Below are 25,658 nucleotides of genomic sequence, written 5' to 3' on the forward strand. Positions count from 1 at the left end.
ACTGGTGCTACAATGGTCTCCGTAATCAAGCAACTGAATTAACATAAGCGACGTGTTACTGACTCGATCAGGCATGAGTTAATAAGAGTGTGATTGTTCTTACCTTATACAGGGTATGCTATACCCCAAGGTTGGCACAGTTCACTTTATTAATTCATGCCTTTTTTTGTGTTCCCTTGCTTGCATAACAACATATAAACTTAGACGAAAGGGTGTAAGCGAAGCGATGTTTAAGAAGCTTTTTGGTGTATTACAAAGAGTAGGTAAAGCGCTCATGTTACCTGTAGCCATTCTGCCAGCGGCAGGTTTGCTGCTCGGAATCGGAAACATGCTGGTTAATCCAGACTTTTTGCAATATGTAACTGCGCTCGACACCCCTTGGGTGAACTCGATCGCCACAATTATGATGAACGCAGGTCAGATCGTATTTGATAATCTGGCATTGCTGTTCGCCGTCGGTGTAGCCGTTGGATTGGCCGGTGGCGAAGGGGTTGCGGGTCTAGCAGCCATCATCGGTTATCTGGTCATGAACGTCACACTGGGTACCGCAGTAGGCGTTACCCCGGCAATGATCGGCGAAGTACCGGGTTATGCCAGCATCCTGGGTATCCCGACATTGAGTACAGGCGTGTTCGGAGGTATTATCATAGGTATTGCCGCCGCGCTGTGTTACAATCGATTTTTCAAAATCGAACTGCCGTCTTACCTGGGTTTCTTTGCAGGTAAACGCTTTGTTCCGATTATCACTTCGGTTGTTTCCCTCTTAATCGGGTTGCTTCTCGTGATTATCTGGCCACCGATTCAAAATGGATTGAATGCTGTGTCTCACTTCATGGTAGATACAAGCCCGACATTGTCGGCATTTATCTTCGGTGTCGTGGAACGGTCATTGATTCCGTTCGGTCTTCACCACATTTTCTACTCCCCATTCTGGTTTGAGTTCGGTGAGTACGTGAACAAAGCTGGAGACGTCATTCGTGGTGACCAGCAGATCTTCTTCAATCAATTGCGTGATGGTGCAAACCTCACAGCGGGAACGTTCCAAGTTGGTAAATTCCCGTTCATGATGTTCGGTTTGCCAGCGGCCGCTCTTGCGATGTACCATGAAGCAAGACCGGAACACAAAAAGTATGTTGCAGGCATTATGGGTTCGGCTGCGCTGACCTCGTTCCTGACAGGGATCACAGAACCACTTGAATTCTCGTTCCTGTTTGTAGCGCCAATCCTGTTTGCAGTACACTGTATCTTTGCAGGTTTGTCTTTCATGACCATGCAAATTCTGGGTGTCAAGATCGGTATGACCTTCTCCGGTGGGTTCATTGACTTCCTGATCTTCGGTATTATTCCGAACCGTACACCATGGTGGAACGTTGTTATCGTCGGCTTGATTCTTGCGGTAATCTACTACTTCGGATTCCGATTAATCATTCGCAAATTCAATCTCAAAACACCAGGACGTGAAGAGGCAACGCCTGAAACTGCGTCTGGCGGAAGCTCCGGTTCAACGGATGAGCTGCCGCATAACATTCTCGAAGCTTTTGGTGGTAAGGAGAATATCAAACATCTGGACGCTTGTATTACTCGTTTGCGGATTGAAGTCAATGAGAAATCCAATGTGAAAAAAGATCGTTTGAAGCAATTGGGTGCATCTGGTGTGCTTGAAGTGGGTAATAATGTTCAAGCCATCTTCGGAACACGTTCCGATACGATTAAAACTCAAATGCAGGATATCATTGCAGGGCGAACACCAGCACCAACGCCAGCAGCTGCTAAACCGACTCCAGAAGAGGAGAAGGCTCAAGGTGAACAAGGCGAGCGTATCGTTGCTGAGGATATCGTAATGCCAGTTAATGGTGAGTTGCTGGACATTTCGAACGTACCTGATCCGGTCTTTGCTGAAAAAATGACAGGTGACGGATTCGCTATTTTGCCACATGATGGCACAATAACATCTCCTGTGTATGGTAAAGTGTTTAATGTATTTCCAAGCAAACACGCCGTGGGCATCATGTCCGACGGAGGCAAGGAAGTGCTTGTTCATATAGGTGTCAATACGGTGAAGCTGAAAGGTCAAGGCTTTAACGTACTCGTGCAGGAAGGTGATCTGGTATCGGCGGGTCAGCCGATTATGGAAGTGGATCTGGAGTATGTCAAAGCAAACGCTCCATCGATCATTTCACCAGTTATTTTCACCAACCTGCCAGAAGGCTCCACAGTGACCTTGAAGAAGAGTGGAGTGCTCAAAGTTGGCGATCAGCCAATCATTGAGATAAAATAAGAAGTGTTACGACGATGGCAAGCAAGTGTAAATATATGCAATGCCTAAACCAAATTACTGAAAGTGAGATGATTGTAATGCAACAAACATTTAGAATTACAGACGAAGATGGTATCCACGCACGTCCGGCGACAGCCCTGGTTAATACAGCTAACAAATTCAAAGGTGCAGAATCCTTTGCAGAAGCTAACGGTAAAAAAGTAACTTTGAAATCCATCCTGGGTGTTCTTTCCCTCGGTTTGGAACAAGGCGACACCATCAGCATCATCGTTGAAGGCGAAGGAGAAGCTGAAGCTCTTCAAGCTTTGACTGACGTTATGGTTAACGAAGGGTTGGGCGAAATTAATGCTTAATGTCTCCGGGATCGCGGCTTCGGCGGGTATTGCTATCGCCAAGGCGTTTATCTTGGAGCATCCTGATTACTCTGTAGAAAAACGCCAAATTAACGACGTTGACGCAGAGATCGCGAAACTCGACTCAGCTCTGGGCAAGTCCCAGACTGAGCTTGAGGCGATCAAAGAGCGCACTTTACAAGAGCTTGGCGAGAAAAAAGCAGAGATTTTTGCTTCGCATTTGCTCATTTTGAATGACCCGGAACTGATTGATCCGGTTAAAGCTAGAATTGCGGATGACATGATCAATGCAGAATTTGCTTTGAACGAAACGGCATCGCAATTTATCTCCATGTTTGAGAACATGAAGAGTGCTTACCTGCAGGAACGTGCTGCAGATATGCGTGACGTAACCAAACGTGTGCTAAATCACTTGCTTGGTATCGACTTCATGAGTCCAGCTGAGATCAATGAAGAAGTGATCGTGCTTGCGGAGGATCTGACGCCTTCCGACACGGCTCAACTGAACCGTCAATTTGTTAAAGGTTTTGCAACCAACATTGGTGGTCGTACTTCTCACTCGGCGATTATGGCTCGCTCTCTTGAAATTCCGGCTGTCGTTGGAACCAAGGACATCTTGGCTCAAGCGAAACAAGGCGATATGATTATTGTTGACGGTCTGGATGGTCACGTACTGGTTAACCCTACTGATGAAGTTATTGCTGAATACCGTGCCAAACAGGAACAGTATGATGCACAACGTGCAGAGTGGAGAAAACTTCGTGATGAGCCAACGGTAACGGTGGACAACGTTCATGTTGAACTTGCAGCCAACATCGGTACACCGAATGATGTAACGGGTGTTCTGGAGAACGGCGGCGAGGCTGTAGGCCTGTACCGTACCGAGTTCCTGTACATGGGCAGAGACAAGCTTCCTTCCGAAGACATTCAGTATAATGCTTACAAAGCGGTACTGGAAAAAATGGAAGGTAAACCTGTCGTTGTTCGTACACTCGACATCGGTGGAGACAAAGAGCTTCCATACCTGGATCTGCCAAAAGAAATGAATCCATTCCTCGGCTTCCGCGCAGTTCGTCTGTGTCTGGACCGTCTGGATATCTTCCGTACACAATTGCGTGCATTGCTGCGTGCAAGCGTACATGGCAACCTGCGTGTGATGTTCCCAATGATCGCAACACTGGGTGAATTCCGTGAAGCAAAAGCTGTCTTGCTCGAAGAGAAAGAGAAGCTGGTTGCTGAAGGTATTGCTGTTTCTGACAGCATTCAACTCGGAATCATGGTCGAGATTCCATCGACTGCAGTTCTGGCGGATCAATTTGCCAAAGAAGTGGATTTCTTCAGTATCGGAACGAACGATCTGATTCAATACACCATGGCTGCTGACCGTATGAACGAACGAGTGGCGTATCTGTACCAACCGTATAACCCGGCCATTTTGCGTTTGGTTAAAATGGTTATCGATGCAGCGCATCGTGAAGGCAAATGGGTTGGCATGTGTGGTGAGATGGCAGGAGACGAAACAGCAATTCCATTGCTGCTCGGTCTTGGATTGGATGAGTTCAGCATGAGCGCAACATCCATTCTGCCAGCTCGTAGTCAGATCACCAAGCTGTCCCGTGCGGATATGCAGGAACTGGCTGCCAAAGCTTTGGATATGCAAACGGCTGAACAAGTCGTTGAATTGGTTCAAAGCATTCAAGCGTAATTTTGCCGGGGTATCCTCCGGATTTGAGGTTTTTCTTTTTCCGATAATGAGCTGCGTTCATGCAGCGATTTTGCCGGTATCCGTGAATCATGTGGATATCGGCTTTTTTTGTTGCGCGAATGTATAGGGAATAAAGGGGGAGTACGAGGAGAGAGACCCTGTAATGTCTAACCAAAAAATGCTCTTACTGGTGTAGTTAACATCAGCAAGAGCATGGATTAGAAACTCACTTAGTTTTTAACTGCAAGCGCAGTTCAGAACAGGTTTGCGGGCTGCGGTAGTCTCATCGAGTCGAGTAACCGGTGTGCCATAAGGTGCGTTCAGTACCAATTCAGGTGTCTCTTCTGCTTCTCTGGCAATCCGTATCATCGTATCAATGAATCCATCCAACGTTTCTTTACTTTCGGTTTCTGTCGGCTCGATCATAATGCATTCTTCGACGTTAAGCGGGAAGTACACGGTTGGTGGATGGTATCCAAAATCAAGCAATCGTTTGGCAACATCCAGTGTACGCACACCATACTGCTTCAGTCCCCGTCCAGACATGACGAATTCATGTTTACATACGCCTGGATATGGAATCTCGTAGTAAGGGGCGAGACGGGCCATCATATAGTTGGCATTCAGTACCGCACATTCAGAGACACGGCGTAAGCCTTCTGGTCCATAGGTGCGAATGTAGGCATAGGCACGAACCAATATACCGAAGTTACCGTAGTAGGCTTTCACCCGGCCAATGGATTGATCGCCTTCACGATCGAATACAAACCTACCATCAGCATTCTTGATTACCATCGGCTTAGGCAGGAATGGAATCAGACGGCTCTTCACGCCGACTGGTCCGGCGCCAGGTCCACCACCGCCATGAGGCGTACTCATCGTTTTGTGCAAGTTCAGATGCACCACGTCAAAGCCCATATCACCTGGACGGGTAATGCCCATAATAGCATTGGAGTTCGCCCCATCGTAGTACAGCAAGCCACCAGCCTGGTGTACGATGGATGCAATCTCCTGTATGTCTTTCTCGAACAAACCAAGTGTATTCGGGTTGGTCAGCATCAATGCTGCTGTATCCGAACCGACGGCTGCACGGAGTGCGTCCAAATCAACCAGTCCGTCTGCCCGGGATGGAATCGTCACAGTCTCAAATCCTGCTACGGTTGCGCTTGCCGGGTTGGTACCATGAGAAGAATCGGGCACGATGACTTTGGTACGTTGTTCGCCACGACCTTCATGGTAGGCACGAATCATCATAAGTCCCGTCCATTCTCCATGGGCACCCGCGGCGGGTTGCAGGGTCACCGCATCCATACCTGTCAGACCTGCTAGGTCGTTTTGCAACGTATATAACAGTTCAAGTGCACCTTGAATGCTGGATTCATGCTGGTACGGATGAATTTTGGCGAAACCATTATAACGTGCAACATCCTCATTAATCTTTGGATTGTATTTCATCGTACAAGAGCCCAGTGGATAGAAGCCGTTATCTACGCCGAAGTTGCGGCGGGACAGAGCGGTATAGTGTCGAATAACATCTACCTCGAACACTTCTGGCAGTGCCGCTGCTTCTGAACGGAGCATTTCCCGGGGAATCAACGTATCGGCAGCCTGACGAGGAACGTCACATTCTGGCAGGGAATAAGCTACACGTCCAGGGCTGCTGAGTTCAAAGATCAATGCTTGCTCCGGTGCAGGGGATAAGGTCTGTGCGTTGAATTTTTCTGTCACAGATTGAGCCGAAGTGGAGACAGAGGTACCCGTTTCCGATTGTCCTTGTGCCGGTGTTGTCGTTGTCGTCGTTTCCTGAGTCACAGCGATCCCTCCAATGCTCGTGCGAATTCGTCAATCTCTTCCTTACTGCGTCGTTCGGTAACAGCAATCAGCATATGTCCGGCAAGCTCCGGATAATCACGTCCGAGTTCGTAGCCACCAATGAAGCCCGCATCCAGCAGTTTCAACTGAAGTGTATCCACGTCTGTTCCTTCAGGAAGCTTAATCACAAACTCATTGAATGTTGGTGCATTAAACGTCAGGCTAACTCCAGGAACCGCAGTTAATGTATTCAGGGTGTAATGACTCTTTTGCAGATTCAGATCGGCTACATCGATCATTCCTTGTTTCCCCATGATGGACATATAGACAGATGCGCTGAGTGCAAGTAAAGCCTGGTTGGAACAGATGTTGGATGTCGCCTTTTCGCGGCGGATATGCTGTTCACGTGCTTGCAGTGTCAGTACAAAACCGCGCTTGCCGTTGCGATCCGTGGTCTGGCCTACAATTCGGCCAGGAATTCGGCGCATATGAGGCTGGGATACGGCGAAATATCCGCATGTCGGGCCGCCGAGTGAAGCGGCGATCCCGAGGGGCTGCGCATCGCCTACTACGATGTCGGCACCCAGCTTGCCTGGAGCTTCCAGCAGACCTAGCGATAGCGGGTTAGCACTTACGACGAGCAGACCCTTGTGCGCATGCACGAGGTCAGCGGCTTGTTTTACATTTTCCACGGCACCGAAGAAGTTCGGGCTCTGGATCAGGACAGCAGCGGTATCGTCCGATATGGCGGCTTGCAGGGCATCCCAGTCAGTGACGCCATCCTTATAGCCAATCTCAACAATCTCTAGACTCAGTCCGTGCGCATAAGCCTGCAATACCTGACGGGCTTCCGGATGAACGGTACGGGATACGATGAGCTGTTTGCGACGAGTTGCCGCTGCGGCCAGATTACCTGCTTCCGCAAAGGCCGTTGCACCGTCATACATGCTGGCATTGGCTACAGCCATACCGGTTAATTCACAGATGTAGGACTGGAATTCGAAAATGGCCTGTAGTTCACCTTGGCTGATCTCAGGCTGATAAGGTGTGTAGGCAGTGTAGAACTCGGAACGGGATATGACATGATTGATGACGGAAGGAACATGATGATCATATATGCCTGCGCCGAGGAAGCTGGCATGAGTTTCGAAATTGGCGTTGCCGCCAGCCTGTTTGGACATGTGACGTGTAAGCGCATATTCATCAAGTTTGGAGGATACGGGCAGCTCGCCCTGATAACGAATCTCCTGTGGAATGTCCTGAAACAGATCATCCAGCGTATCCACACCAATGGTTGCGAGCATGGCGCTCTGATCCTGCTCGGTCATGGGAATATAACGGTGCTTGCTCATACTTGATCAACTCCTTGGGTAGGTGTCTTTGACGTACGTATCCGTTTATGAAAAGGGGTCTTCACGACCACGGCTTTCAGCTTCTTGCCGCGGATCTCAATCTCAAGCGGGGTTCCGAGCGCAGCGTATTTGCTGTCGATGAGGGCAAGCCCCAGATTACGTTTCAATGTTGGTGATTGCGTGCCTGTCGTCACTTCACCAATCTGTACGCCTTCGGCGTAAATCGGATAGTGGGGGCGGGGGATGCCACGCTCCAGCACTTCGATGCCGACCAGTTTGCGGGCGGGACCATCATTTTTTTGTTGTAACAAGGCTTCGTGTCCGATAAAGGGTCCAGCATTCAGCTTCACAAACATACCTACGCCAGCTTCGAGTGGAGAGATGGTTGCCGACAATTCCTGTCCATACAGAGGGAGCCTTGCTTCAAAGCGCAGCGTATCCCGGGCACCGAGGCCTGCTGGTACAAGTCCGTGACCTTCTCCAGCTTGCATTAATCCATTCCAGACCGCAGAGGCTTGATCCGCAGATATATATAGTTCAAATCCATCTTCACCGGTATAACCAGTACGGGATAACAGCAATTTTACTCCACAGACTTCGGCATTCTGCACAAAACGAAATGGTTCAATGGTGGATACATCCGTATCTGTAACTTTTCCGATAATATCTACAGCCAGTGGACCTTGCAGGGCGAGCAGCGCCGTCTGCTCCGAATCGTTGGTCATGCTTACACCAGGGATCAAGTGCTCTTGCAGCCATGCCCAATCCTTGTCGATGTTGGAGGCGTTAACCACGAGCATATACTGCTGATCTTCCAGCTTATACACGAGCAGATCATCCACCACACCGCCATTCGGATAACACATCAGGGTATACTGGGCTTGACCGGGAACCAGCGTGGTCACATCATTGGTCATCATTTGTTGCAAAAATGCTTCAGCCTGCTCACCCTGTACTGTGAATTCGCCCATATGGGATACATCGAACAGTCCAGCGCGCTCGCGTACCGCTTCATGTTCTTTCTGGATTCCGCTAAATTGTACCGGAAGCTCCCAGCCTCCAAAATCAATGCACCGTACGCCTTCATATTGCTGATATAGTGGGAAGAGTGGTGTTCTAAGCAAATCGGACATCAAATCACCTCGTCATGGGCCGTCAGCCGGCCGAATATGCAATCGTGGATCAATGAACCAGGGTATTTTTAAATTTTCATCTAGAGACCTTTAGTGGGTAAGTATGATAAGGCAGCTATGACAGCGCCGATCTGAATCCTGTTTTTCGTTTTTTGGGAAAAAGGAAAAGGACAGGCCAAAGAACCGGCATGCCAAGTAGCACGCTGTATTCTAAGGCTCTGTCCCTTGTACCTGAGAGTTACCCCGCCGCGTCGTACAGCAGGTTTCCCCTTGGGTGATCATAACGCCCGCACAGGGCGAATAGATGCTCTCCAGAGTTGCGTCCCGTAAAAGTCCTTTTGCCTGAGAGATTCACCTCCGCTTATCGGTGGTTTACTCCTTCGGCGTTACCTCATGTACATCCCGAGTCGGGTGTCGCGGGTAATCTCTCCCTTTACATTCATCCGCGGGTATAACATAGTCCAATAAACACGTTTACTCCTCTCATTAAAACGTGAATCCACTATCGATGTCAAGAACGATATCATAGAAAGTGATTAAAAACCGAATATTTAGTATAGTTTTAATATAATTGTTCGTGTATTTAAAAAGACTACGCTTACTATTCTAATATTCACCAGTATATGTAGAAAGAGTGTATTCAGGTTACGGTTTGAGGAGGGGATCAGCAAATAAATTGTAAGGTATCTTGACATTTGATTCATAAATATCATACGCTATGTTCTGGGAAAAAGGTTAAGGTCAAAGATCGCATGCACTCATTAATGAAAAGCGAGGCGGATATCGATGAGCGAATTGAAAAGTGATTTCCTGTACAGTGAAGAGCACGAATGGGTGCAAACCGTAGGGGAGGATACTGTACGTATTGGCATTACCGAGTTCGCGCAGCATCAGCTGGGTGACATTGTGTTTGTGGAATTGCCTGACCTTGAATCCAATGTAAAAGCAGAAGACAGCATTGGAACGATCGAATCGGTCAAAACGGTGTCGGACTTGTTTTCTCCAGTCACTGGTTCAATCATTGCGGTGAATGATTCGTTGCAGGACTCACCTGAACTGGTAAACAGCTCTCCTTACGAGGAAGGCTGGATGATCGAGATTCGTGTTGAGGGAGATCTGTCTGCAGCGTTGTCCACATTGATGAATGCAGATGCGTATCGCAAACATACCGAAGAATAGAATCAATGAACTTGTACTTATTAACATATGTTATTACAAAAATGAGATGTGCTTCATGTTATTGCGACCTGTGTGAGCTTGATGCTTGCACAGGTTTTTTTGTGTTTTCCAAGGAACGTTGTGAATACTGATTTAAGCAGATTGTGGATGCAAATTGTCTGATTAGATCAAGCTATAGGGTAGAAAATGATTTTGGAAATGATAAAAGTCATAGGCAAGAAAAGCCTTATGTACCAATGAGTTCAGCCATTATGCATAGATAAAAACGATTACATAACCTAATGTTGTCATCATTGTTCATGACGAAAGTACGCTTTCATTTCATTGAACAGGAGAGCATTCTCGCTTAGGATTACAGCAGGGGAGAAATGATACCCCTTTCATAATCATAATCACTTGATCCAAGGAGGATAATACAATGAGTAATTTGGACCAATCGTCCAATTCCAAAGGTGGGCTACGGGTTGGTGTTCAGCGTTTTGGCCGATTCCTGAGTGGTATGGTCATGCCAAATATGGGAGCGTTCATCGCCTGGGGATTAATTACGGCTCTGTTCATTCCAACAGGCTGGTTCCCTAACGAGACGCTTGCACAGCTAGTCGATCCGATGATCAAATATTTGCTGCCACTGTTAATCGGTTATACCGGGGGTACGATGATGCATGGTCAGCGTGGTGGTGTCGTGGGTGCCATTATGACCATTGGGGTCATCGTGGGTAGCGATATTCCGATGTTCCTCGGGGCCATGATCGCTGGACCTCTGGCAGCATGGATCATCAAAAAATTCGATAAATCGATCGAAGGTAAAATTAGAGCCGGATTTGAAATGCTGGTTAACAACTTTTCAGCCGGTATTATTGGCGGAATCTTGGGCATATTTGCGCTACTGGGCATCGGGCCTGCTGTAGAAGCGATTAGCAAAGTATTGTCTGCCGGAGTGCAAGGCTTAATGAATCTGGGTTTGCTGCCGCTGGTCAACCTGATTATCGAACCGGGTAAAGTATTGTTCCTGAACAATGCAATCAACCACGGTATTCTTACACCCATTGCAACAGATCAAGCGAGAGAATTAGGGCAATCCGTATTATACATGCTTGAATCCAACCCGGGTCCGGGACTTGGTATCTTGCTTGCTTATTGCTTCTTCGGACGCGGAATGGCCAAATCTTCTGCACCAGGTGCCGTTATCATTCATTTCTTCGGGGGAATTCATGAGATCTACTTCCCTTACATTCTGATGAGACCGATTCTGATTCTTGCCGCAATTGCAGGCGGTGTTGCAGGTACATTAACATTCATGCTTACAGGCGCAGGGCTTGTCTCAGCACCATCACCGGGTAGTATTATCGCTTATTCCCTTTTAACACCAAGAGGTGGATACCTCCCAATGCTCGCTGGGGTGCTTGTAGCAGCGGTTGTTTCCTTCCTTGTAGCAGCATTGTTGCTGAAAACGGGTAAACAAAAGGACGAAGATCTGGAGTCCGCATCCAGTCGGATGAAAGACATGAAGAGTCAAGGAACCGTGCCAAACGCTGGCATTACGGCTAACCAACGTGAAGCAGACAGAGCTGCGGATATGGCTTTTTCTACAGTGAAAACAGATGTGAAGAAGATTGTCTTCTCCTGTGATGCAGGTATGGGATCGAGTGCCATGGGCGCTTCCATTCTACGCAAGAAGATGAAGGCCGAGGGGATTGACGTTACGGTGACCAATACGGCCATCAGTGATATCCCGCCGGATGCAGATGTGGTGATCACACAACAAGTATTAACAGATCGTGCCCGCTCTGTGGCACCGAATGCAGAACATATATCCATCGACAACTTCCTAAAAAGCCCGGAATATGATGCGCTCGTTGAACGTCTGAAGTAATTGCACGAATTCGTTTTCCCTGAGCCGGAGGCTGAGATATGAGTATTACCAAAAGACAACGTGAAATCGTGGAGTTTCTGCTGGAGCATCCACATGAGGTCACTGCCGGCGAAATTGCCGTTGAAGTAAAAGTCAGTACCCGAACCGTTCACCGCGAGCTGCAAATGATTGAACAATGGCTTGAACCTTTGGGGATGAGACTGGAAAAAAAATCAGGAACCGGAATCCGAATTGAGTCCGGTTCGGATGATCTGACTGCATTGCGACAGCAACTGGAGGGTAAAGAATATGTAGAGTTTACGCCAGAAGAGCGTAAGCTCTTCATGCTTTGCATCCTGCTTGATGAGTCGGAGCCTGTGAAATTGCTTGCTCTTGCTTCGGATCTGAAGGTGACTGTATCCACGGTAACCACTGATCTGGACGATCTGGAGTCACGGATTCTTCAGGCTGGACTGAAGCTGGTTCGCAGGCGTGGATATGGTGTCAAAATTAACGGAAGTGAGACGTTTCATCGCACAGCCATAGCTGCACTTGCCCTCGAATTTCTGGATGAGTCCGACCTGTTCGGAAGACAGCCAGAACAAGGAGGCTCCATCGTAAACCAAAAACTGCTGGATATGATTGGACATGGTGATGTGCTAACGGTCGAAAATGCGTTATGGCAGCCGGATATCGAATGGCTGGAGAACATCCCGGAACGGCAATACATGAAGCTGCTGATTCAATTATCTGTTGCGGTCGTACGTATTCGTAAAGGCTTTGGCATTGGCCGTATATCTCCTCGGGAGAAGAAGGGAGATGACATTGCAGAGCAGGGTGAGATAAAGGTTCCACCGTATCTGGCTTCCCGCTTGTGCAGTGTTCTATCTACCCAGCTGGGGCTGACATTCTCCCAGGATGAGCAAGCTTATTTTCACAGACTATTAATTGAGACAGAACAACGCATTCACTCTTCACGGCTGTTGCCAATAGACGACTTGATTTTACTGGACAGGGTACATTCGCTGATTGATCAGATGCAGGCTAGAACTCATTATGCCTTTCATGAGGATCGTTTGCTTCGTGAGGGTCTGATTGGTCATATGCAACCTGTAATGGAGCGAATTGAAGAACAGCAGATCATTCGTAATCCGTTGCTGCAGCAGATTCGCAAGGATTATGATTCACTCTTCGAAGATGTCAAAAAATCCGTGCATCAAGCTTGGCCGGGTGTGGAAGTTCCGGATGAGGAAATTGGTTTCTTGGTCATGCATTTTGGAGCTTCCATTGAGAGGTTACGTGCATTGAAACGGGAAATCAGGGCGATCATTGTGTGTACAAGCGGAATCGGATCATCAAGCATGCTTTCCAGCCGACTGACAAAGGAGATTCCCGAGATTCGGATCATGGACAGCGTGTCCTGGTATGAAGCTACCCGAATCCCTACAGATGAATATGACCTGGTGTTATCCACTGTCGATCTGCCGATGGATGAGCATCAGTATTACAAAGTGAGTCCACTGCTCACGGCAGAAGAGAGTGAGCGGCTGCGCCATTTTATCAGAACAACAACGTTACAACGCCAGCATAACAAGCCGCTTGAAACAGAGATTCAGACGACAAGTCGTTACTCGGACCCTGACGGAATGGAAGCTCTTCTGGTTGAAATTGTTCGGATTATTGGAAAGTTTCAGGTGTACCCGCTGGATAATCGAGATATCGGTTTCTATAAAACCTTATATGCGATGTGCAACGTACTCCATGGATCTGGTGTGTTGAAGGAACCGGAGGAGATTGCGAAACGGTTGGAGGCACGTGAAGCAGTGGGGAGTCAGAAGATTCCCGGCACAAGACTTGCGCTGTTTCATACACGCAGTGAGGGCATCTACAGGCCGTCTATCAGCCTATTTCAGCTCACTGAGCCACTCCTTCGTACGCCGGATGATCCGGCAGGAGTTACCCATATCCTCGTGATGCTCGGCCCCAGGGAATTATCCAAGGAAAGCCTGGAGGTTCTCAGTGAGATCAGTGCCCTGTTATTGCAGGAAGAAATGATTACATTGCTGGAAAAGGGAATCAGGGATGAGCTCATTCATTACCTATCCCAGGAACTCGTTGGATTTTATCGCAGTAAAACTGAAATTGGAGGTCAAAAATTATGAGTATGTTAACAACAGATAAAGTCATCATGAATGCGACGGCTCAGGACAAATATGAAGCGATTCGTATGGCAGGACAGATTCTGAAGGATGCGGGACATATTACCGCTGATTACATTGAGAAGATGATTGAACGTGAAGAGATTGTCTCGACCTATGTAGGGAACGGCCTTGCGATCCCGCACGGTACGAAGGAATCCAAATCTTTCATTTTATCCACAGGTATCTCTGTCATTCAGTATCCACAGGGTGTTGATTTTGGCGAAGAAAAAGCCTATATGGTGATTGGTATCGCGGCTCAAGGCGGGGAGCATATGGAGATCTTGACTAGCATCGCGGTGATCTGTGCTGAAGATGAGAATATGGAGGCCCTGCGACTGGCCAAAACTGCTGAAGAAGTTATTGCTATTCTGGAAAGTGAAATGGAGCTATGAAGGCCCTACACTTTGGCGCAGGCAACATTGGACGTGGGTTCATCGGATTGATTCTGTCCCGTGCAGGATATGAGGTGATTTTCTCCGACGTGAATCAGGAATTGGTAACGGCTCTCCAGCAACGGGGAGAGTATACCGTAGAACTGGCTAACGAAAGTAAGGATCAGGAGACCGTCAAGGGTGTAAATGCAATCGATGGGACCCAGTTAGAAATGGTTGCCCAAACTGTGGTGGAAGCTGACCTGATTACAACCGCAGTGGGTGTGGGAGTGCTGAAACATATCGCACCAGGCATTGCGAAGGGCCTTGAGATTAGACTGAATTCCGGTCTTGCTCAGAATCCTCTCCACATTATTGCTTGCGAGAACGCAATTGGAGCCAGTACGCAATTGAAAGAGCAGGTATATACTTTGCTCAATGAAGAGGTACGTTCCCTTGCGGATCAGTACATTTATTTCCCCGATTCGGCCGTAGACCGGATTGTGCCTATTCAACATCATGAAGATCCTCTGCATGTACAGGTAGAGCCTTTTTACGAATGGGTGGTGGATCGCTCCCAGATGGCTCCTGCATTCAAACCGGTTGAGGGCATCGTATATGTCGATGACCTGGAGCCGTATATCGAACGGAAGCTGTTCACTGTAAATACAGGGCATTGTGTTGCAGCATATATCGGTAATGTGCACGGGTATGACACGATTCAGAAGGCTATTACTGACGAAAAGGTGAAATCCATTGTATATGGCGCTTTGCAGGAAACCGGGGCTGTTCTGGTGAAACGGTTTGGATTTAATCCTGACGAGCATGAGCAGTATATTGTCAAAATATTGGGAAGGTTCGTCAACCCGTATCTCACCGATGAGGTTACTCGTGTTGGTCGTTCCCCGCTGCGCAAGCTGTCTCCGAATGATCGTCTGGTTCGCCCGGCTCTTCAGGCCTATGCGGATGGAACTGAAACGACCTATCTGGCTATGGGCATGGCAGCTGCCTGCAAATTCGATGTCTCCGATGATCCGGAAGCAGTCGAACTGCAGGACATGATCCGCCAGAAGGGGATTGCGGCTGCACTCCATCATTATACGTCCATGGATGAGCATCATCCGGTGCTTCAACAGGCTGTTGCTCAGTATAACCAAATGTAAGAGCAGTGTTCGTAAGCTAATAGTATAGACAATGCATCATAAAAGAAGAGCCATACAGTCGTTAACTGTATGACTCTTCTTTTTGTTTGAGCACCTCGGCGTAGTCATCCAAACAGCGTTGACATATGCACGACTTTCGGCGCTGCTCTGGCGGAATGCGGTCAAATATACCTTCGGGGAAAGTAGCCCGGTTACACCAGCATTCCGAATGAGTATGTCCTGCGGCATAGGAACAGCTATTAGCTTCCCCGCATAAAGGGCAGACAAGAACATCGATGTTCAAGCGCTCCTGATTGTCTTGTTCTGCAGACATTCGGTTCTTCCTTCCTTGTGGAATAGCTATGAGTTGAAGATAAACATACTGATCTCAGTATAACAGAAACGTGTGGGTGATCATGGAATTCACTGTACTTAAATGTACATATGAATTCCACTTCACTATATTTGTTTTTCTCACTTAACTATTCTTCAGGCGGTAATTCGATCTGTAGACCTTCTACATGCTTGCGTCCCATTAGTTTGCGTTTCTTCCGGTTTTCTTTTGTCTCAAACACGATGTCCAGATCGTAGTCGTCGCCCGGATATAGTTCATCGGCAGATATATGGAGGGTCAGGCGTTTTTTATGGATTTTGACTTTGCGCCCTCTCAGTATGACTCCGATATTTCCCCGGCTATCCTCCACATCACAGACGATGCCCGACTGGTTGAGATAGGCCGCATACACCCGATCCCCTTTGCGAAAAGGTTTGGCAGGAGCAGGAGAATCAGACTCTCTGGTTGTTGTCTTTTTGTGGAGACTGACGGAATCCTTTGATTGCTTAGACTTATTCCGCCTGGTCAACTCTGCTGGGTCCTCTGCTCCTGTAACGGAACGATCAGGCGTCAGGACCGGATTCTCCAAAGGAGGTGACGTGAACACGAATGTACGATCTCTCGAGCTACTTTGATCCGATAGGGACTTGGAACGCTCGATAATTCGCTGTGGCATGCCTAGCTTCAATGCGATGGAATAAGCATAGCTCTCACCAGCTTCTCCTATACGCAATCGATAAAGAGGCTGGAGTGAGATCGTATCAAATTCCATGCGCGCATTTTCAAATCCTGGGGTGGCAGCTGCAAAATGTTTGATTTCCCCAAAATGCGTTGTCGCCACAACGGTTGCTCCGCGGCTGTGCAGTTCCTCCAGCATGGCGATGGAAAGTCCGACGCCTTCACCGGGATCTGTGCCGGATGCCATCTCATCAATGAGCACCAGAGTCGATGTATTGGCCTGTTCCAGTATGCCGATCATATTGCGAATGTGTGCAGAGAATGTACTGAGTGCTTGTTCCATACTCTGTCCGTCACCAATATCGACCGCTACTTCGTGATAAACGGCCATCTCGCCACCTTCCTCCACCGGAATAAGCAAACCGGATTGCATCATCAGGGTGAGCAAACCTAGCGTTTTGAGTGCTACCGTTTTACCACCGGTATTCGGTCCGGTAATAATGAGCGACGAGTACGTTCTGCCGATTGCAAAATCAAGTGGGACCATGGAAGAACCCATGAATGGATGACGTGCACGTTGAACACTGATGTGGCCTTGTGTATTGACTTGAACCGTACGTCCGTCCATGGTGGCCGCATATTTGGCTTTGGCAAACAGGAAGTCCAGCACGCCTACCGTTTCAGTGTTCAGTGCAATTTCACGGCTATAGGATTCAGCCAGGGAGGTTAAATCACCGAGAATTCTCATCTCCTCTCGGGACTCCTCAGCCTGTAGAGCGGCCAATTCCATCTGCAGGCCTACTAACTCAACGGGTTCAATATATACAGTTTGCCCGCTCCCCGATTCATCCAGCACACTGCCTTTCACCTGTTTACGGAATTCTTTCTTAATGGGAAGAACCGTTCTTCCTCCGCGTTGACTGATGACATGTTCCTGCATAATGGAGCGATGTTTGCTCACCAGAGAATCAAGCTTTCTTTTCATTCGTTCCTCATTCACGGTCATTTTTTTACGGATTCGAATCAGTTCCTTGCTTGCCTGATCCTGAATGCGTCCACTATGGATGCAACGCTCGATCTCACTCAGCAAAGGTTCGATCATAATCATGGACGCTGCATAACGACTGACGGTGGGGGAGGCCCCAGATTTGCCCTCCATGTATTTCATAAGTTGTGCACAGCTCCGCAGGAACTGTGCGAGATGACTGAAGTCACGTTCACTGAATAGATAACCGGTACCGAGCAGATCCATAATGGTTTCCATTCCATCCAGTGAAGGGAGGGGGATACTGGCGCCAAAACGAATCAATGCAGCCGCTTCAGCAGTTTCCTCCAAGCGAATCTGAATCAACTGAGCGTCAACCATTGGTTTCAGTTCTCTGGCATAACGCTTCCCTAGATAAGACAGGGCGCAGTCTGCAACGTTTTTTTGAATTTGTGGATAGCCCAGACTGTTTAAGGTGTTTTCATTCATGTGTAATCTCTCCTTGGATTTCAAATGGTATTTCAGTTAAAGTAGTGAAACGTATTCCTGAAAACGCAAAAAGGGCGGAGAATGAACAAACGTCATTCTCCGCCCTAAACGTATGGGAAAGCAGAGTCCACTACAGGTCTATAATAAAAAAATCCGCGCTGAACACAGCGCGGAAATAGACCCGGACAACTACAATCCCGGAGGCGATTTATGATATCCGCTGTTCTTAACTAAGTACAGGGATCTGGCGCATCATGAAATACACGTATGCCATAAGGGCACAAGCGCAATGAAAAGCCAAACTCCTGAATATGAAACTTGGTTAGTTAAGAACATTCACCGACATTAAAAATCTCTCCTTTGATTGAGGAATATGCAACCAATATAAACTGGAAATTGGTTTGAAGTCAACCTTTAGAATAAATGAGTGGACTTGAATAAGAATGGGTTTTAAAATAACAATAGTAAAATAATCCAATGAAAGCGATTTTATGAGAAGGAGGATGCTCTTCTTGCCTAAATATTTATTGCGTTTGCTTTGCTTTACCCTGATCCTCGGAGCCCTTCCGGTTATTGTTATTGGTTCCGTATCGTATACGATTGCTTCGCGTGACATTGAACAGAAAGTGCGTGAGAGTAATCTTCAGATATTGCATCAGACCCAAATGCGGGTAGAGCAAGTACTACGTAGTCTGCAATTGTCATCCATCCAGTATGTGAATTCGCCTTTGGTATTACAAGCGATGAAGAAACCACTGGACAGTAGTGAGTTTCAGGAGATTCGTGATCTGACATCCGGCTTCAACAACTTGCAAGCGGTCACGAATATTGACCAAGCCTATCTGGTTAATCTGGACGAAGATTGGGTTGTCTCGATGCGTTCTTTTGGCAAATTGGATGATTTCAGCATTCGAGACCGGATTGGTTCGTACCTGACCTATACGAACAGCCTGTTCTGGGTCACCCAGAATGCCAGTTCAGCCAAAGAAAGTGTACCCGTTTCAGCTGGCATGGGTGAACTAACACCCGAACAGGCGCCTACCCTTATATCATCCGATAATGTGGTCAGCATGGTATTCAAGATTCCGATGGTACCAACGAATGTGAAACCCAAAGGTTTTCTGGTTATCGATATTGCCGATACGGAACTAAGTACATTTCTGAGTCGCAATCCGAATTCAGGTGACCTGTACGTTCTGGATCGGGAACAGAAATATTTCTTGAATGATACAAGACAGAGTGCGAAATATGACACTTTAAATAAGGAAATCCACGAGATCGTCCAGACGACGGGGAAGCCAGAGGGCTTCTTTAGCGCGGAGGTGGAAGGTAACCAAGTAGCAGTCAGCTACAGACAGTCTCCGCTCAATGGCTGGTTGTATGTGTCCGTCGTATCTCTAGGGCAGATCACGGCCCAGTCGCAGAAAATAGCCCTTGTTACCGGCGTTGCTACACTGGTCATGTTATGTGTAACGGGACTTGTCGCCATATACGGCAGTCGGCGGATGTATTCACCGATCTCAAGATTGCTGCAGTTTACAAAGGGGCTGGATGCTCCAGTTGCTTCGTCAGGACGTCGTCAGGATGAATTTATCTATATCGAGGAACAGTTGTCAACGTTGTTCAGTTCAGAGAAAACGATGCGTGAGCAGATGAAGGGGCAGCATGTGCACCTCCAGGAATTTTTTATGACCAAGCTGCTAACAGGCAAAATCTCGGAAGAAGATTTCAGATATCAGGGAGAATTGTACGATTTTCCGACGGGGTGGGCCAGTCTTGGTGTGCTTATGCTCCAGATCGATACATTGGAAGGGACCAGATATGAGGAACAGGATCGGGACCTGCTGCTGTTTGCTGTCAACAATATGGTAGGTGAGCTTCTTCCTTCGGCAGTTCGGTTCACCCCTGTCATGCTGGATGATGCTCAGGTCACTGTACTTGCCTCCGAACTGACGGATGAGGTGAAGCTGAAGGAATGGATGCATACACAGGCAGACTGGATTCGGGAACGTGTCGTGACTTATCTGAATCTGCCCGTAAGCATCGGCATCAGTCGTTCATATTCCTGCATTGGAGATACTCCAAGAGCGTATCAGGAGAGTAGGGAGGCTCTGCAAGGTCGGGTAAGTCTGGGCAGCCGTATTATCTTGCATTACGAGGATATTCAGCCACGTGGTCAGATGGAGGCCGCGTTGTATACCCAACTGCGGATGATTGAAGATCAGCTCGCTTCTGCCCTCAAGCAAGGAGATGAGGAGAAGACGGATGCGTACTTCAAGCAATATTTGGGGCTGCTTGCAGACAAGAAGCTTCATTTCAGTGAATATCCTGTCATTATGGTTCAGTTATTGTCTCGTGTATATCAGCTTGTGCAGGAGCAAGGGGGAGATGTGGCTGAAGTATTGGGTGAAAAAGCATCCATGGCACATTTGCTGAAGTTGTCCACATTGGATGAAATGACCACTTGGTTCCGCAAGCGGCTGTTCCTGCCCGTCATCCGTTTCTGGCGAGAACAGGAAGAATCCCAATACATGAACATTGCAAGGCGCATGATTCGATTAATTGAGGAACGCTATGATCGTGAATTGTCGCTGGAAGCCTGTGCAGCAGAGCTTAATTTCCATCCTGTCTACCTAAGTCGGGTATTCAAGAAGGAAGCGGGAGTTAATTTTACTGAATATCTCGCAGAGTACCGTATGGAAAAAGCCAAAACATGGCTGCAAACGACGAATCTTAAAATATCGGAGATTGCCGAGAAATTAAACTACACCAACCCAACCGCATTTATCCGTACATTTCGCAAAATCACAGGAACGACCCCCGGTAAATACCGGGAGCAGCAGCGATAAAACAAACCTGCTCTGCCTGCCATGGCGGGCAGGCTTTTTCATGTCCGGATGAAGGAAGCAGTCCGATTCTGCCATGGAGTTAAGACAGGAATATCGAGGTTGAAAGCAGTTCATTGCTCCTTTTAATTCTGTGAAAGAAATGGCCTGATCCCTTGCTACATAAGGGAAAACAAGAGGCTAAAAGGAGACGATAGCCAGTCATTCGTTTATCCGCCACAATGAAGACATGAATTCAGGAAGTGATATTTTGTAATCGTTTCCAATGTGGGGAGGAAGACAATATGAAAGCCGAAACGGCGGCTCGGACACGGCCCGCTACCCGCAGTGACAAAAACCTGCTGTGGAGGGACATTATCAAAAACCGGTGGCTGTATATCATGTTAATACCGGGTGTGCTTTACTTTGTTATTTTCAAATACATACCCATGTATGGCATCACGATGGCTTTTCAGGATTACACGCCTTACAAGGGCATCTTGGGGAGTGAGTGGGTAGGGTTCAAACATTTCCAGCGTTTCTTCGGAGAACCGCAGTTCTGGACATTATTTCGAAATACGTTTTTGCTTGCCATCTATAACATCGTTTTCTTTTTCCCACTGCCGATTGTATTGGCACTCATGATGAATGAGGTTCGGCGTGAACGCTTCAAACGATTTGTACAAACGCTAGTCTATGTTCCACACTTTGTTTCCTGGGTTGTTGTTGTCGGTGTGTTCTACATGTTGTTCACAACCGAGGGCGGAGCCATTAACGAATTGCTCTATAACCTGACGGGGCAAAAGGTGGCTTTCTTGCTTGAACCGGGATGGTTTCGAACCATGATCGTCGGACAATCCATCTGGAAAGAGGTTGGTTGGGGCACGATTATCTTCCTGGCGGCACTTTCGGGTGTAGATACACAACTCTACGAAGCTGCACGGATTGATGGTGCCAACCGCTGGCGTCAAACCTGGCATATTACGTTGCCGGCCATTCGCAGTACCATCGTCATTTTGCTCATTCTGCGTCTGGGCAATTTCCTGGATACAGGCTTTGAACAGATCTTCCTGATGCTGACTCCGACGAACCGGGATGTGGGCGAGGTATTTGATACCTACGTGTACACGAAGGGTCTTACCCAGGCACAGTACAGTTATAGTGCTGCTGTCGGGTTGTTCAAATCGGTTGTCGGGCTGGCGCTTGTCCTTGGTGCCAATACGCTGGCCAAAAAATTCGGGGAGGAAGGCGTCTACTAACCTTCGGGAGCAGACGTTCTTCACCAGACAGGAGTGAACATTAAGATGCAACAGGATAAAACGTGGGGCAACCGGATCTTTGATTTTATCAATCATGGCTTGCTGCTGTTAATTGGAATTGTGACCGTCATTCCGTTCATTTATATTTTGGCGGTCTCGTTTACCAGTCCGCATGAAGTGGCTAAGGGAGGATTCATTCTTTTTCCTAAAGAGTTCTCTCTGGCTGCGTATCGTTACATTTTCTCGACAGATACCTTGATTCGCAGTCTGGGCGTATCGATCTATATTACGGTGATTGGTACCTTCATTAACCTGCTGTTTACGTCACTTATGGCGTATCCGCTCTCCAGAAGATATTTGCGTGGACGCCAGCCCATTTTGCTGGGTGTATTGTTCACGATGCTCTTCAGTGGCGGGATGATTCCAACATACTTTGTCGTGAAATCCTTGCATCTGACGGATACATTGTGGTCACTGATGCTACCTACCGCTATTAGTGCATTTAACTTGATCGTACTCAAAAACTTCTTCCAGGCTATTCCCGACGAGTTGGAGGATGCAGCTAAAATTGATGGATGTAACGATGTCAGCGTATTGTTCCGGATTGTACTACCGTTGTCCATGCCAGCCATGGCAACATTTTCACTCTTTTATGCGGTGGCCCACTGGAACAGTTTCTTCAGCGCTGTTATCTATATCAACGATAGTGAGAAGTGGCCTGTCCAGGTCTGGCTACGTGAGATTGTCATTCTGGCACAGAGCCGAATCGGAGACACGAGTATTGAAGAGACCGAGATCCAGCCGCTGACCATTCGCATGGCGGTCATCGTATTCTCCACGATCCCGATTATGCTGGTGTACCCATTCCTGCAAAAGCACTTTGCCAAAGGAGTGATGCTGGGTTCGGTGAAAGGTTGAGTCGGCAGATGGTTCAAAGTCAGTTCAGTATGACTGCATAAAAAAAGGGAGGTTTTCATGTTATGAAAGCAACAAAAAAGAAAGCCGTAGCTGTCTTGAGCACACTGGCACTGGTGACAGGTTTGCTGGCAGGATGCGGATCAGACGAGGGTCAGGCTGCCGAGGGCGGCGTACAGAATGTTTCTATAGCCATTGCACAGGTGGGTGATGTGCCAAGCAAAGGCAATGAGGTTCAGCAAAAGATTGAAGCGTATACCAATACCAAACTGGATATCCAGTGGATTCCGGCTTCGGCCTACAATGACAAAATTAACGTGATGATCGCTTCAAGCGATATGCCGAAAATTGTGAAGGTGCAATATAATCCAACAGTGACCAGCGCAATGCGTAATGACGTGTTCTGGGAAGTGGGGCCTTTGCTGAAAGATTACAAAAATCTGTCGGCACAGAATGAGCGTTTCTTTGACAATATCAAGGTAGAGGGCAAAATCTATGGGGTTCCCGTATTCTCGGATATTGCGCGGGCTACAGTGATCTATCGCAAGGACTGGTTCGAGAAGCTGAATCTGAAGGTGCCAACGACACCGGATGAATGGTACGAAACGATCAAAACACTGGCAACCTCCGATCCGGATGGAGATAGTCAGGATAATACGTTTGGACTGATGCTTTTCAAAAAATACAATGAGGACCAATATTCCTTCACGACGCGGCTTGGTGTAAGTTTTGGTGCACCTAACAAGTGGAAGGTCGAGGATGATGGCAGCTTCACGCCGGAATTCATGACACCGGAATATATGCAGGTGCTCGATCTGCTGAAACGCTTGTATGATGAGAAACTTTTGAATCAGGACTTTGCCGTATTCGACTCTACGGAAGCGGAGAAAAAGTATGATTCCGGTGTTGTTGGTATGCGTGTTGGTGTTGCTCAGAACGGGAAGAGTCAGCAAGAGCGGTTGTCCAAAAACAATCCGGATGGTGTGGTAGACATCGCTGGTTTGCTTGGACCGAACGGAGATCGTGTTGCAGGACAGACGGGTAACTCCGGAATTCTGGCATTCCCTAAATCAACGGTGAAATCGGAAGAAGAACTCAAGAATCTGCTCTCCTTCCTGGATAAATTGATGGACCCTGAGATGGCTACCCTGTTGATGCGTGGTATGGAAGACAAACATCACACCAAAGTGGGCGAAGATCAAGTGGAGATGAGTGACTTCGATGCATTCCAGCGTGAAGTGAAACCTTACCGTGACAACCTTCCTTATGTGGAAGGATATAACGTACCGAAATTGAAGGATACCGAACTGGGTGAAAAAGGTACGACACTTGCCAAGGAACTGGCGGAGCACGCTGTGCCAAACCCTGCGCTGACGTTATATTCTCCAACGTATGGTGACCGTGGGGCGGATCTGGATCAGGTGATTGCCGATGCGCAGACCAAATACATCATGGGCAAGATCGATCAAAGTGGCTGGGAAAAGGAAATCGAGAATTGGGGTAATGCTGGTGGAAACAAGATTCGTGAGGAATATGCCGAAGATTACAAAAAACAGGCTCAATAAAGAGCCGGAAGCGGAGGCTTGATCATGAAGGAAACATTGCAATTCACTTCGGTGCGCATGGCACAGCAGTTCATGGAAAGTTATCGCAACCATGAGCTGTACTCCACTTGGCATTATGAGAACGGCTGCTTCCTGAAAGCACTGGAGGAGCTGTACACGCACACGGGGGAGCAGAAGTATTTTGACTACATCCGTGAGCTGATGGATCATTTCGTTCAGGAAGATGGCTCCATTCGCTCCTATACGATCGAGGAATATAATCTGGATCAGATCAATCAGGGAAAATCGCTGTTCCTGTTGCTCGAGAAAACGGGGGAAGAGAAATACCGCAAAGCTGCGGAGTTGCTTATAACTCAGCTTAAGGGACAGCCACATACGAGTGAAGGCGGGTTCTGGCACAAGAAGATTTACCCCTTCCAGATGTGGCTGGATGGATTGTACATGGCGACTCCGTACCTGACCCAGTATGGCGCAGTGACAGGGGAAGAGAAGTGGTTCGACAAGGCTGCCCTGCAGCTCTTGCTGGTGGAACAGCGCACACGTGATCCACGAAGCGGTCTCTTGTACCATGCCTGGGATGAGAGCAAAGAGCAGCGCTGGAGTTCGGGAGAAACGGGATGTTCTCCGCATGTGTGGAGCCGGGCAATGGGCTGGTATGTGATGGCGGTTGTGGACACATTGGATCACCTGCCGGTAGATCATCCACAACGCGGACAGATTGTAGGGATCTTCGAACGGGTGGCGAATGCGCTTGTACATGTGCAGGATCAACAGACTGGACTATGGCCACATCTGCTGGATCAGCCGGGGCGTGAGCGGAACTATTTGGAAGCTTCCGGTACCTCGATGTTTGTCTATGCATTGGCCAAGGGGGTGCGTAAAGGATATCTGAGTGGCAAGTTCAAAGCGGTTGCAGAAAAAGGGTATCAGGGTCTGCTGCAGCATCTGCTGCAAACGGATCGTGAAGGCGTACTGTCCCTGACGCAGTGTAACGGTGGAGCCGGCCTCGGAGGAAGCCCGTATCGTGACGGGTCGTACGAGTATTATGTAACTGAATCCATTCGAATCAATGATCCGAAATCGGTTGCTCCGTTCATTTTGGCAGGAGTGGAGATTGAACTTTACAAGTCCAACTAACATGTACATGAGAACGGAGAGGGCAGAAATAATCTGAGGAAGCGAAGCGTTCGCCTTTATCCCCGGATTTTCCCCTTTTTAGAAGGGAACCAA

The 25,658-nt window shown here is 47.9% G+C and carries 18 protein-coding genes and 2 riboswitches; of the genes, 13 read left to right on the forward strand and 5 right to left on the reverse strand.

The window, feature by feature from the left end; all coding sequences use genetic code 11:
• Positions 1-226: 226 nt before the first annotated feature.
• The 3 genes from ptsG (at position 227) to ptsP (ending at position 4,336) form a co-directional block, all read left to right on the forward strand.
• Positions 227-2,278, forward strand: coding sequence for a glucose-specific PTS transporter subunit IIBC (gene ptsG / locus AC4G47_RS06445; protein WP_491105329.1), 2,052 nt, complete (start codon positions 227-229; stop codon positions 2,276-2,278).
• A 77-nt stretch (positions 2,279-2,355) separates the two neighbouring features.
• Positions 2,356-2,631, forward strand: a complete 276-nt coding sequence (locus tag AC4G47_RS06450) for an HPr family phosphocarrier protein (RefSeq protein WP_036617010.1) — start codon at positions 2,356-2,358, stop codon at positions 2,629-2,631.
• The gene (gene ptsP / locus AC4G47_RS06455) at positions 2,624-4,336 is read left to right on the forward strand and encodes a phosphoenolpyruvate--protein phosphotransferase (protein ID WP_491105331.1); all 1,713 of its coding nucleotides are present in this window, start codon (positions 2,624-2,626) and stop codon (positions 4,334-4,336) included. Before AC4G47_RS06450 ends, ptsP begins: the two co-directional genes overlap by 8 nt.
• Before the next feature lie 237 nt (positions 4,337-4,573).
• Here the strand turns inward: ptsP and gcvPB are convergent, their stop codons facing one another.
• From gcvPB to gcvT, 3 genes are all read right to left on the reverse strand, one after another.
• Positions 4,574-6,064 (reverse strand): aminomethyl-transferring glycine dehydrogenase subunit GcvPB, encoded by a 1,491-nt coding sequence (gcvPB, locus tag AC4G47_RS06460; RefSeq protein WP_491106654.1) that lies wholly within the window; start codon positions 6,062-6,064, stop codon positions 4,574-4,576.
• Positions 6,065-6,144: 80 nt separating this feature from the next.
• The gene (gene gcvPA / locus AC4G47_RS06465; protein ID WP_491105332.1) at positions 6,145-7,500 is read right to left on the reverse strand and encodes an aminomethyl-transferring glycine dehydrogenase subunit GcvPA; all 1,356 of its coding nucleotides are present in this window, start codon (positions 7,498-7,500) and stop codon (positions 6,145-6,147) included.
• A complete protein-coding gene (gene gcvT, locus AC4G47_RS06470; protein WP_491105333.1) occupies positions 7,497-8,633 on the reverse strand; it encodes a glycine cleavage system aminomethyltransferase GcvT in 1,137 nt (378 codons plus the stop codon). Before gcvT ends, gcvPA begins: the two co-directional genes overlap by 4 nt.
• Before the next feature lie 216 nt (positions 8,634-8,849).
• Positions 8,850-8,950: riboswitch (glycine riboswitch) on the reverse strand.
• A gap of 3 nt (positions 8,951-8,953) precedes the next feature.
• Positions 8,954-9,076: riboswitch (glycine riboswitch) on the reverse strand.
• Between the two features lie 343 nt (positions 9,077-9,419).
• On the opposite strand from gcvT, the gene gcvH reads away from it, so the two are divergent.
• From gcvH to AC4G47_RS06495, 5 genes are all read left to right on the forward strand, one after another.
• Positions 9,420-9,812: a glycine cleavage system protein GcvH gene (gene gcvH / locus AC4G47_RS06475; RefSeq protein ID WP_458123756.1), complete on the forward strand. Its 393-nt coding sequence runs from the start codon at positions 9,420-9,422 to the stop codon at positions 9,810-9,812.
• A 418-nt stretch (positions 9,813-10,230) separates the two neighbouring features.
• Positions 10,231-11,685: a PTS mannitol transporter subunit IIBC gene (locus tag AC4G47_RS06480; RefSeq protein WP_491105335.1), complete on the forward strand. Its 1,455-nt coding sequence runs from the start codon at positions 10,231-10,233 to the stop codon at positions 11,683-11,685.
• Between the two features lie 38 nt (positions 11,686-11,723).
• Complete coding sequence (locus AC4G47_RS06485; protein WP_491105336.1) at positions 11,724-13,826, forward strand: BglG family transcription antiterminator; 2,103 nt, start codon at positions 11,724-11,726, stop codon at positions 13,824-13,826.
• The gene (locus AC4G47_RS06490) at positions 13,823-14,257 is read left to right on the forward strand and encodes a PTS mannitol transporter subunit IIA (RefSeq protein ID WP_427432352.1); all 435 of its coding nucleotides are present in this window, start codon (positions 13,823-13,825) and stop codon (positions 14,255-14,257) included. The genes AC4G47_RS06485 and AC4G47_RS06490 overlap by 4 nt, the downstream gene beginning before the upstream one ends.
• Positions 14,254-15,399 carry a mannitol-1-phosphate 5-dehydrogenase gene (locus AC4G47_RS06495; protein WP_491105338.1) on the forward strand — a complete coding sequence of 382 codons (1,146 nt, stop codon included), beginning with the start codon at positions 14,254-14,256 and terminating at the stop codon, positions 15,397-15,399. The genes AC4G47_RS06490 and AC4G47_RS06495 overlap by 4 nt, the downstream gene beginning before the upstream one ends.
• A 61-nt stretch (positions 15,400-15,460) precedes the next feature.
• Here the strand turns inward: AC4G47_RS06495 and AC4G47_RS06500 are convergent, their stop codons facing one another.
• Together AC4G47_RS06500 and AC4G47_RS06505 are read right to left on the reverse strand one after the other, a co-directional pair.
• On the reverse strand, positions 15,461-15,712 hold the full coding sequence (locus tag AC4G47_RS06500; RefSeq protein ID WP_491105339.1) for a cysteine-rich CWC family protein: 252 nt from the start codon (positions 15,710-15,712) through the stop codon (positions 15,461-15,463).
• 148 nt (positions 15,713-15,860) lie between these two features.
• Positions 15,861-17,864, reverse strand: coding sequence for an endonuclease MutS2 (locus AC4G47_RS06505; RefSeq protein WP_491105341.1), 2,004 nt, complete (start codon positions 17,862-17,864; stop codon positions 15,861-15,863).
• A 512-nt stretch (positions 17,865-18,376) separates the two neighbouring features.
• On the opposite strand from AC4G47_RS06505, the gene AC4G47_RS06510 reads away from it, so the two are divergent.
• The 5 genes from AC4G47_RS06510 to AC4G47_RS06530 all read left to right on the forward strand — a co-directional run bounded on the left by AC4G47_RS06510 (position 18,377) and on the right by AC4G47_RS06530 (position 25,565).
• A complete protein-coding gene (locus AC4G47_RS06510) occupies positions 18,377-20,713 on the forward strand; it encodes a helix-turn-helix domain-containing protein (protein WP_491105342.1) in 2,337 nt (778 codons plus the stop codon).
• A gap of 281 nt (positions 20,714-20,994) precedes the next feature.
• Positions 20,995-21,948, forward strand: a complete 954-nt coding sequence (locus tag AC4G47_RS06515; RefSeq protein WP_340399190.1) for an ABC transporter permease — start codon at positions 20,995-20,997, stop codon at positions 21,946-21,948.
• Between the two features lie 45 nt (positions 21,949-21,993).
• Positions 21,994-22,866: a carbohydrate ABC transporter permease gene (locus AC4G47_RS06520; RefSeq protein WP_145323913.1), complete on the forward strand. Its 873-nt coding sequence runs from the start codon at positions 21,994-21,996 to the stop codon at positions 22,864-22,866.
• Positions 22,867-22,928: 62 nt separating this feature from the next.
• Positions 22,929-24,428, forward strand: coding sequence for an extracellular solute-binding protein (locus tag AC4G47_RS06525; protein WP_491105344.1), 1,500 nt, complete (start codon positions 22,929-22,931; stop codon positions 24,426-24,428).
• Positions 24,429-24,452: 24 nt separating this feature from the next.
• Positions 24,453-25,565 (forward strand): glycoside hydrolase family 88/105 protein, encoded by a 1,113-nt coding sequence (locus tag AC4G47_RS06530; protein WP_491105345.1) that lies wholly within the window; start codon positions 24,453-24,455, stop codon positions 25,563-25,565.
• The last annotated feature ends 93 nt before the right edge of the window (positions 25,566-25,658 follow it).

It is taken from the genome of Paenibacillus sp. Negev47 (assembly GCF_058313655.1).

What these genes read in the sequence shown, in the direction of transcription:
- ptsG (WP_491105329.1), top strand. Translation starts at nt 227, where the DNA reads ATGTTTAAGAAGCTTTTTGGTGTATTACAAAGAGTAGGTAAAGCGCTC.
- AC4G47_RS06450 (WP_036617010.1), top strand. Translation starts at nt 2,356, where the DNA reads ATGCAACAAACATTTAGAATTACAGACGAAGATGGTATCCACGCACGT.
- ptsP (WP_491105331.1), top strand. Translation starts at nt 2,624, where the DNA reads ATGCTTAATGTCTCCGGGATCGCGGCTTCGGCGGGTATTGCTATCGCC.
- gcvPA (WP_491105332.1), bottom strand. Translation starts at nt 7,500, where the DNA reads ATGAGCAAGCACCGTTATATTCCCATGACCGAGCAGGATCAGAGCGCC.
- gcvT (WP_491105333.1), bottom strand. Translation starts at nt 8,633, where the DNA reads ATGTCCGATTTGCTTAGAACACCACTCTTCCCACTATATCAGCAATAT.
- gcvH (WP_458123756.1), top strand. Translation starts at nt 9,420, where the DNA reads ATGAGCGAATTGAAAAGTGATTTCCTGTACAGTGAAGAGCACGAATGG.
- AC4G47_RS06480 (WP_491105335.1), top strand. Translation starts at nt 10,231, where the DNA reads ATGAGTAATTTGGACCAATCGTCCAATTCCAAAGGTGGGCTACGGGTT.
- AC4G47_RS06485 (WP_491105336.1), top strand. Translation starts at nt 11,724, where the DNA reads ATGAGTATTACCAAAAGACAACGTGAAATCGTGGAGTTTCTGCTGGAG.
- AC4G47_RS06490 (WP_427432352.1), top strand. Translation starts at nt 13,823, where the DNA reads ATGAGTATGTTAACAACAGATAAAGTCATCATGAATGCGACGGCTCAG.
- AC4G47_RS06495 (WP_491105338.1), top strand. Translation starts at nt 14,254, where the DNA reads ATGAAGGCCCTACACTTTGGCGCAGGCAACATTGGACGTGGGTTCATC.
- AC4G47_RS06500 (WP_491105339.1), bottom strand. Translation starts at nt 15,712, where the DNA reads ATGTCTGCAGAACAAGACAATCAGGAGCGCTTGAACATCGATGTTCTT.
- AC4G47_RS06505 (WP_491105341.1), bottom strand. Translation starts at nt 17,864, where the DNA reads ATGAATGAAAACACCTTAAACAGTCTGGGCTATCCACAAATTCAAAAA.
- AC4G47_RS06515 (WP_340399190.1), top strand. Translation starts at nt 20,995, where the DNA reads ATGAAAGCCGAAACGGCGGCTCGGACACGGCCCGCTACCCGCAGTGAC.
- AC4G47_RS06520 (WP_145323913.1), top strand. Translation starts at nt 21,994, where the DNA reads ATGCAACAGGATAAAACGTGGGGCAACCGGATCTTTGATTTTATCAAT.
- AC4G47_RS06525 (WP_491105344.1), top strand. Translation starts at nt 22,929, where the DNA reads ATGAAAGCAACAAAAAAGAAAGCCGTAGCTGTCTTGAGCACACTGGCA.
- AC4G47_RS06530 (WP_491105345.1), top strand. Translation starts at nt 24,453, where the DNA reads ATGAAGGAAACATTGCAATTCACTTCGGTGCGCATGGCACAGCAGTTC.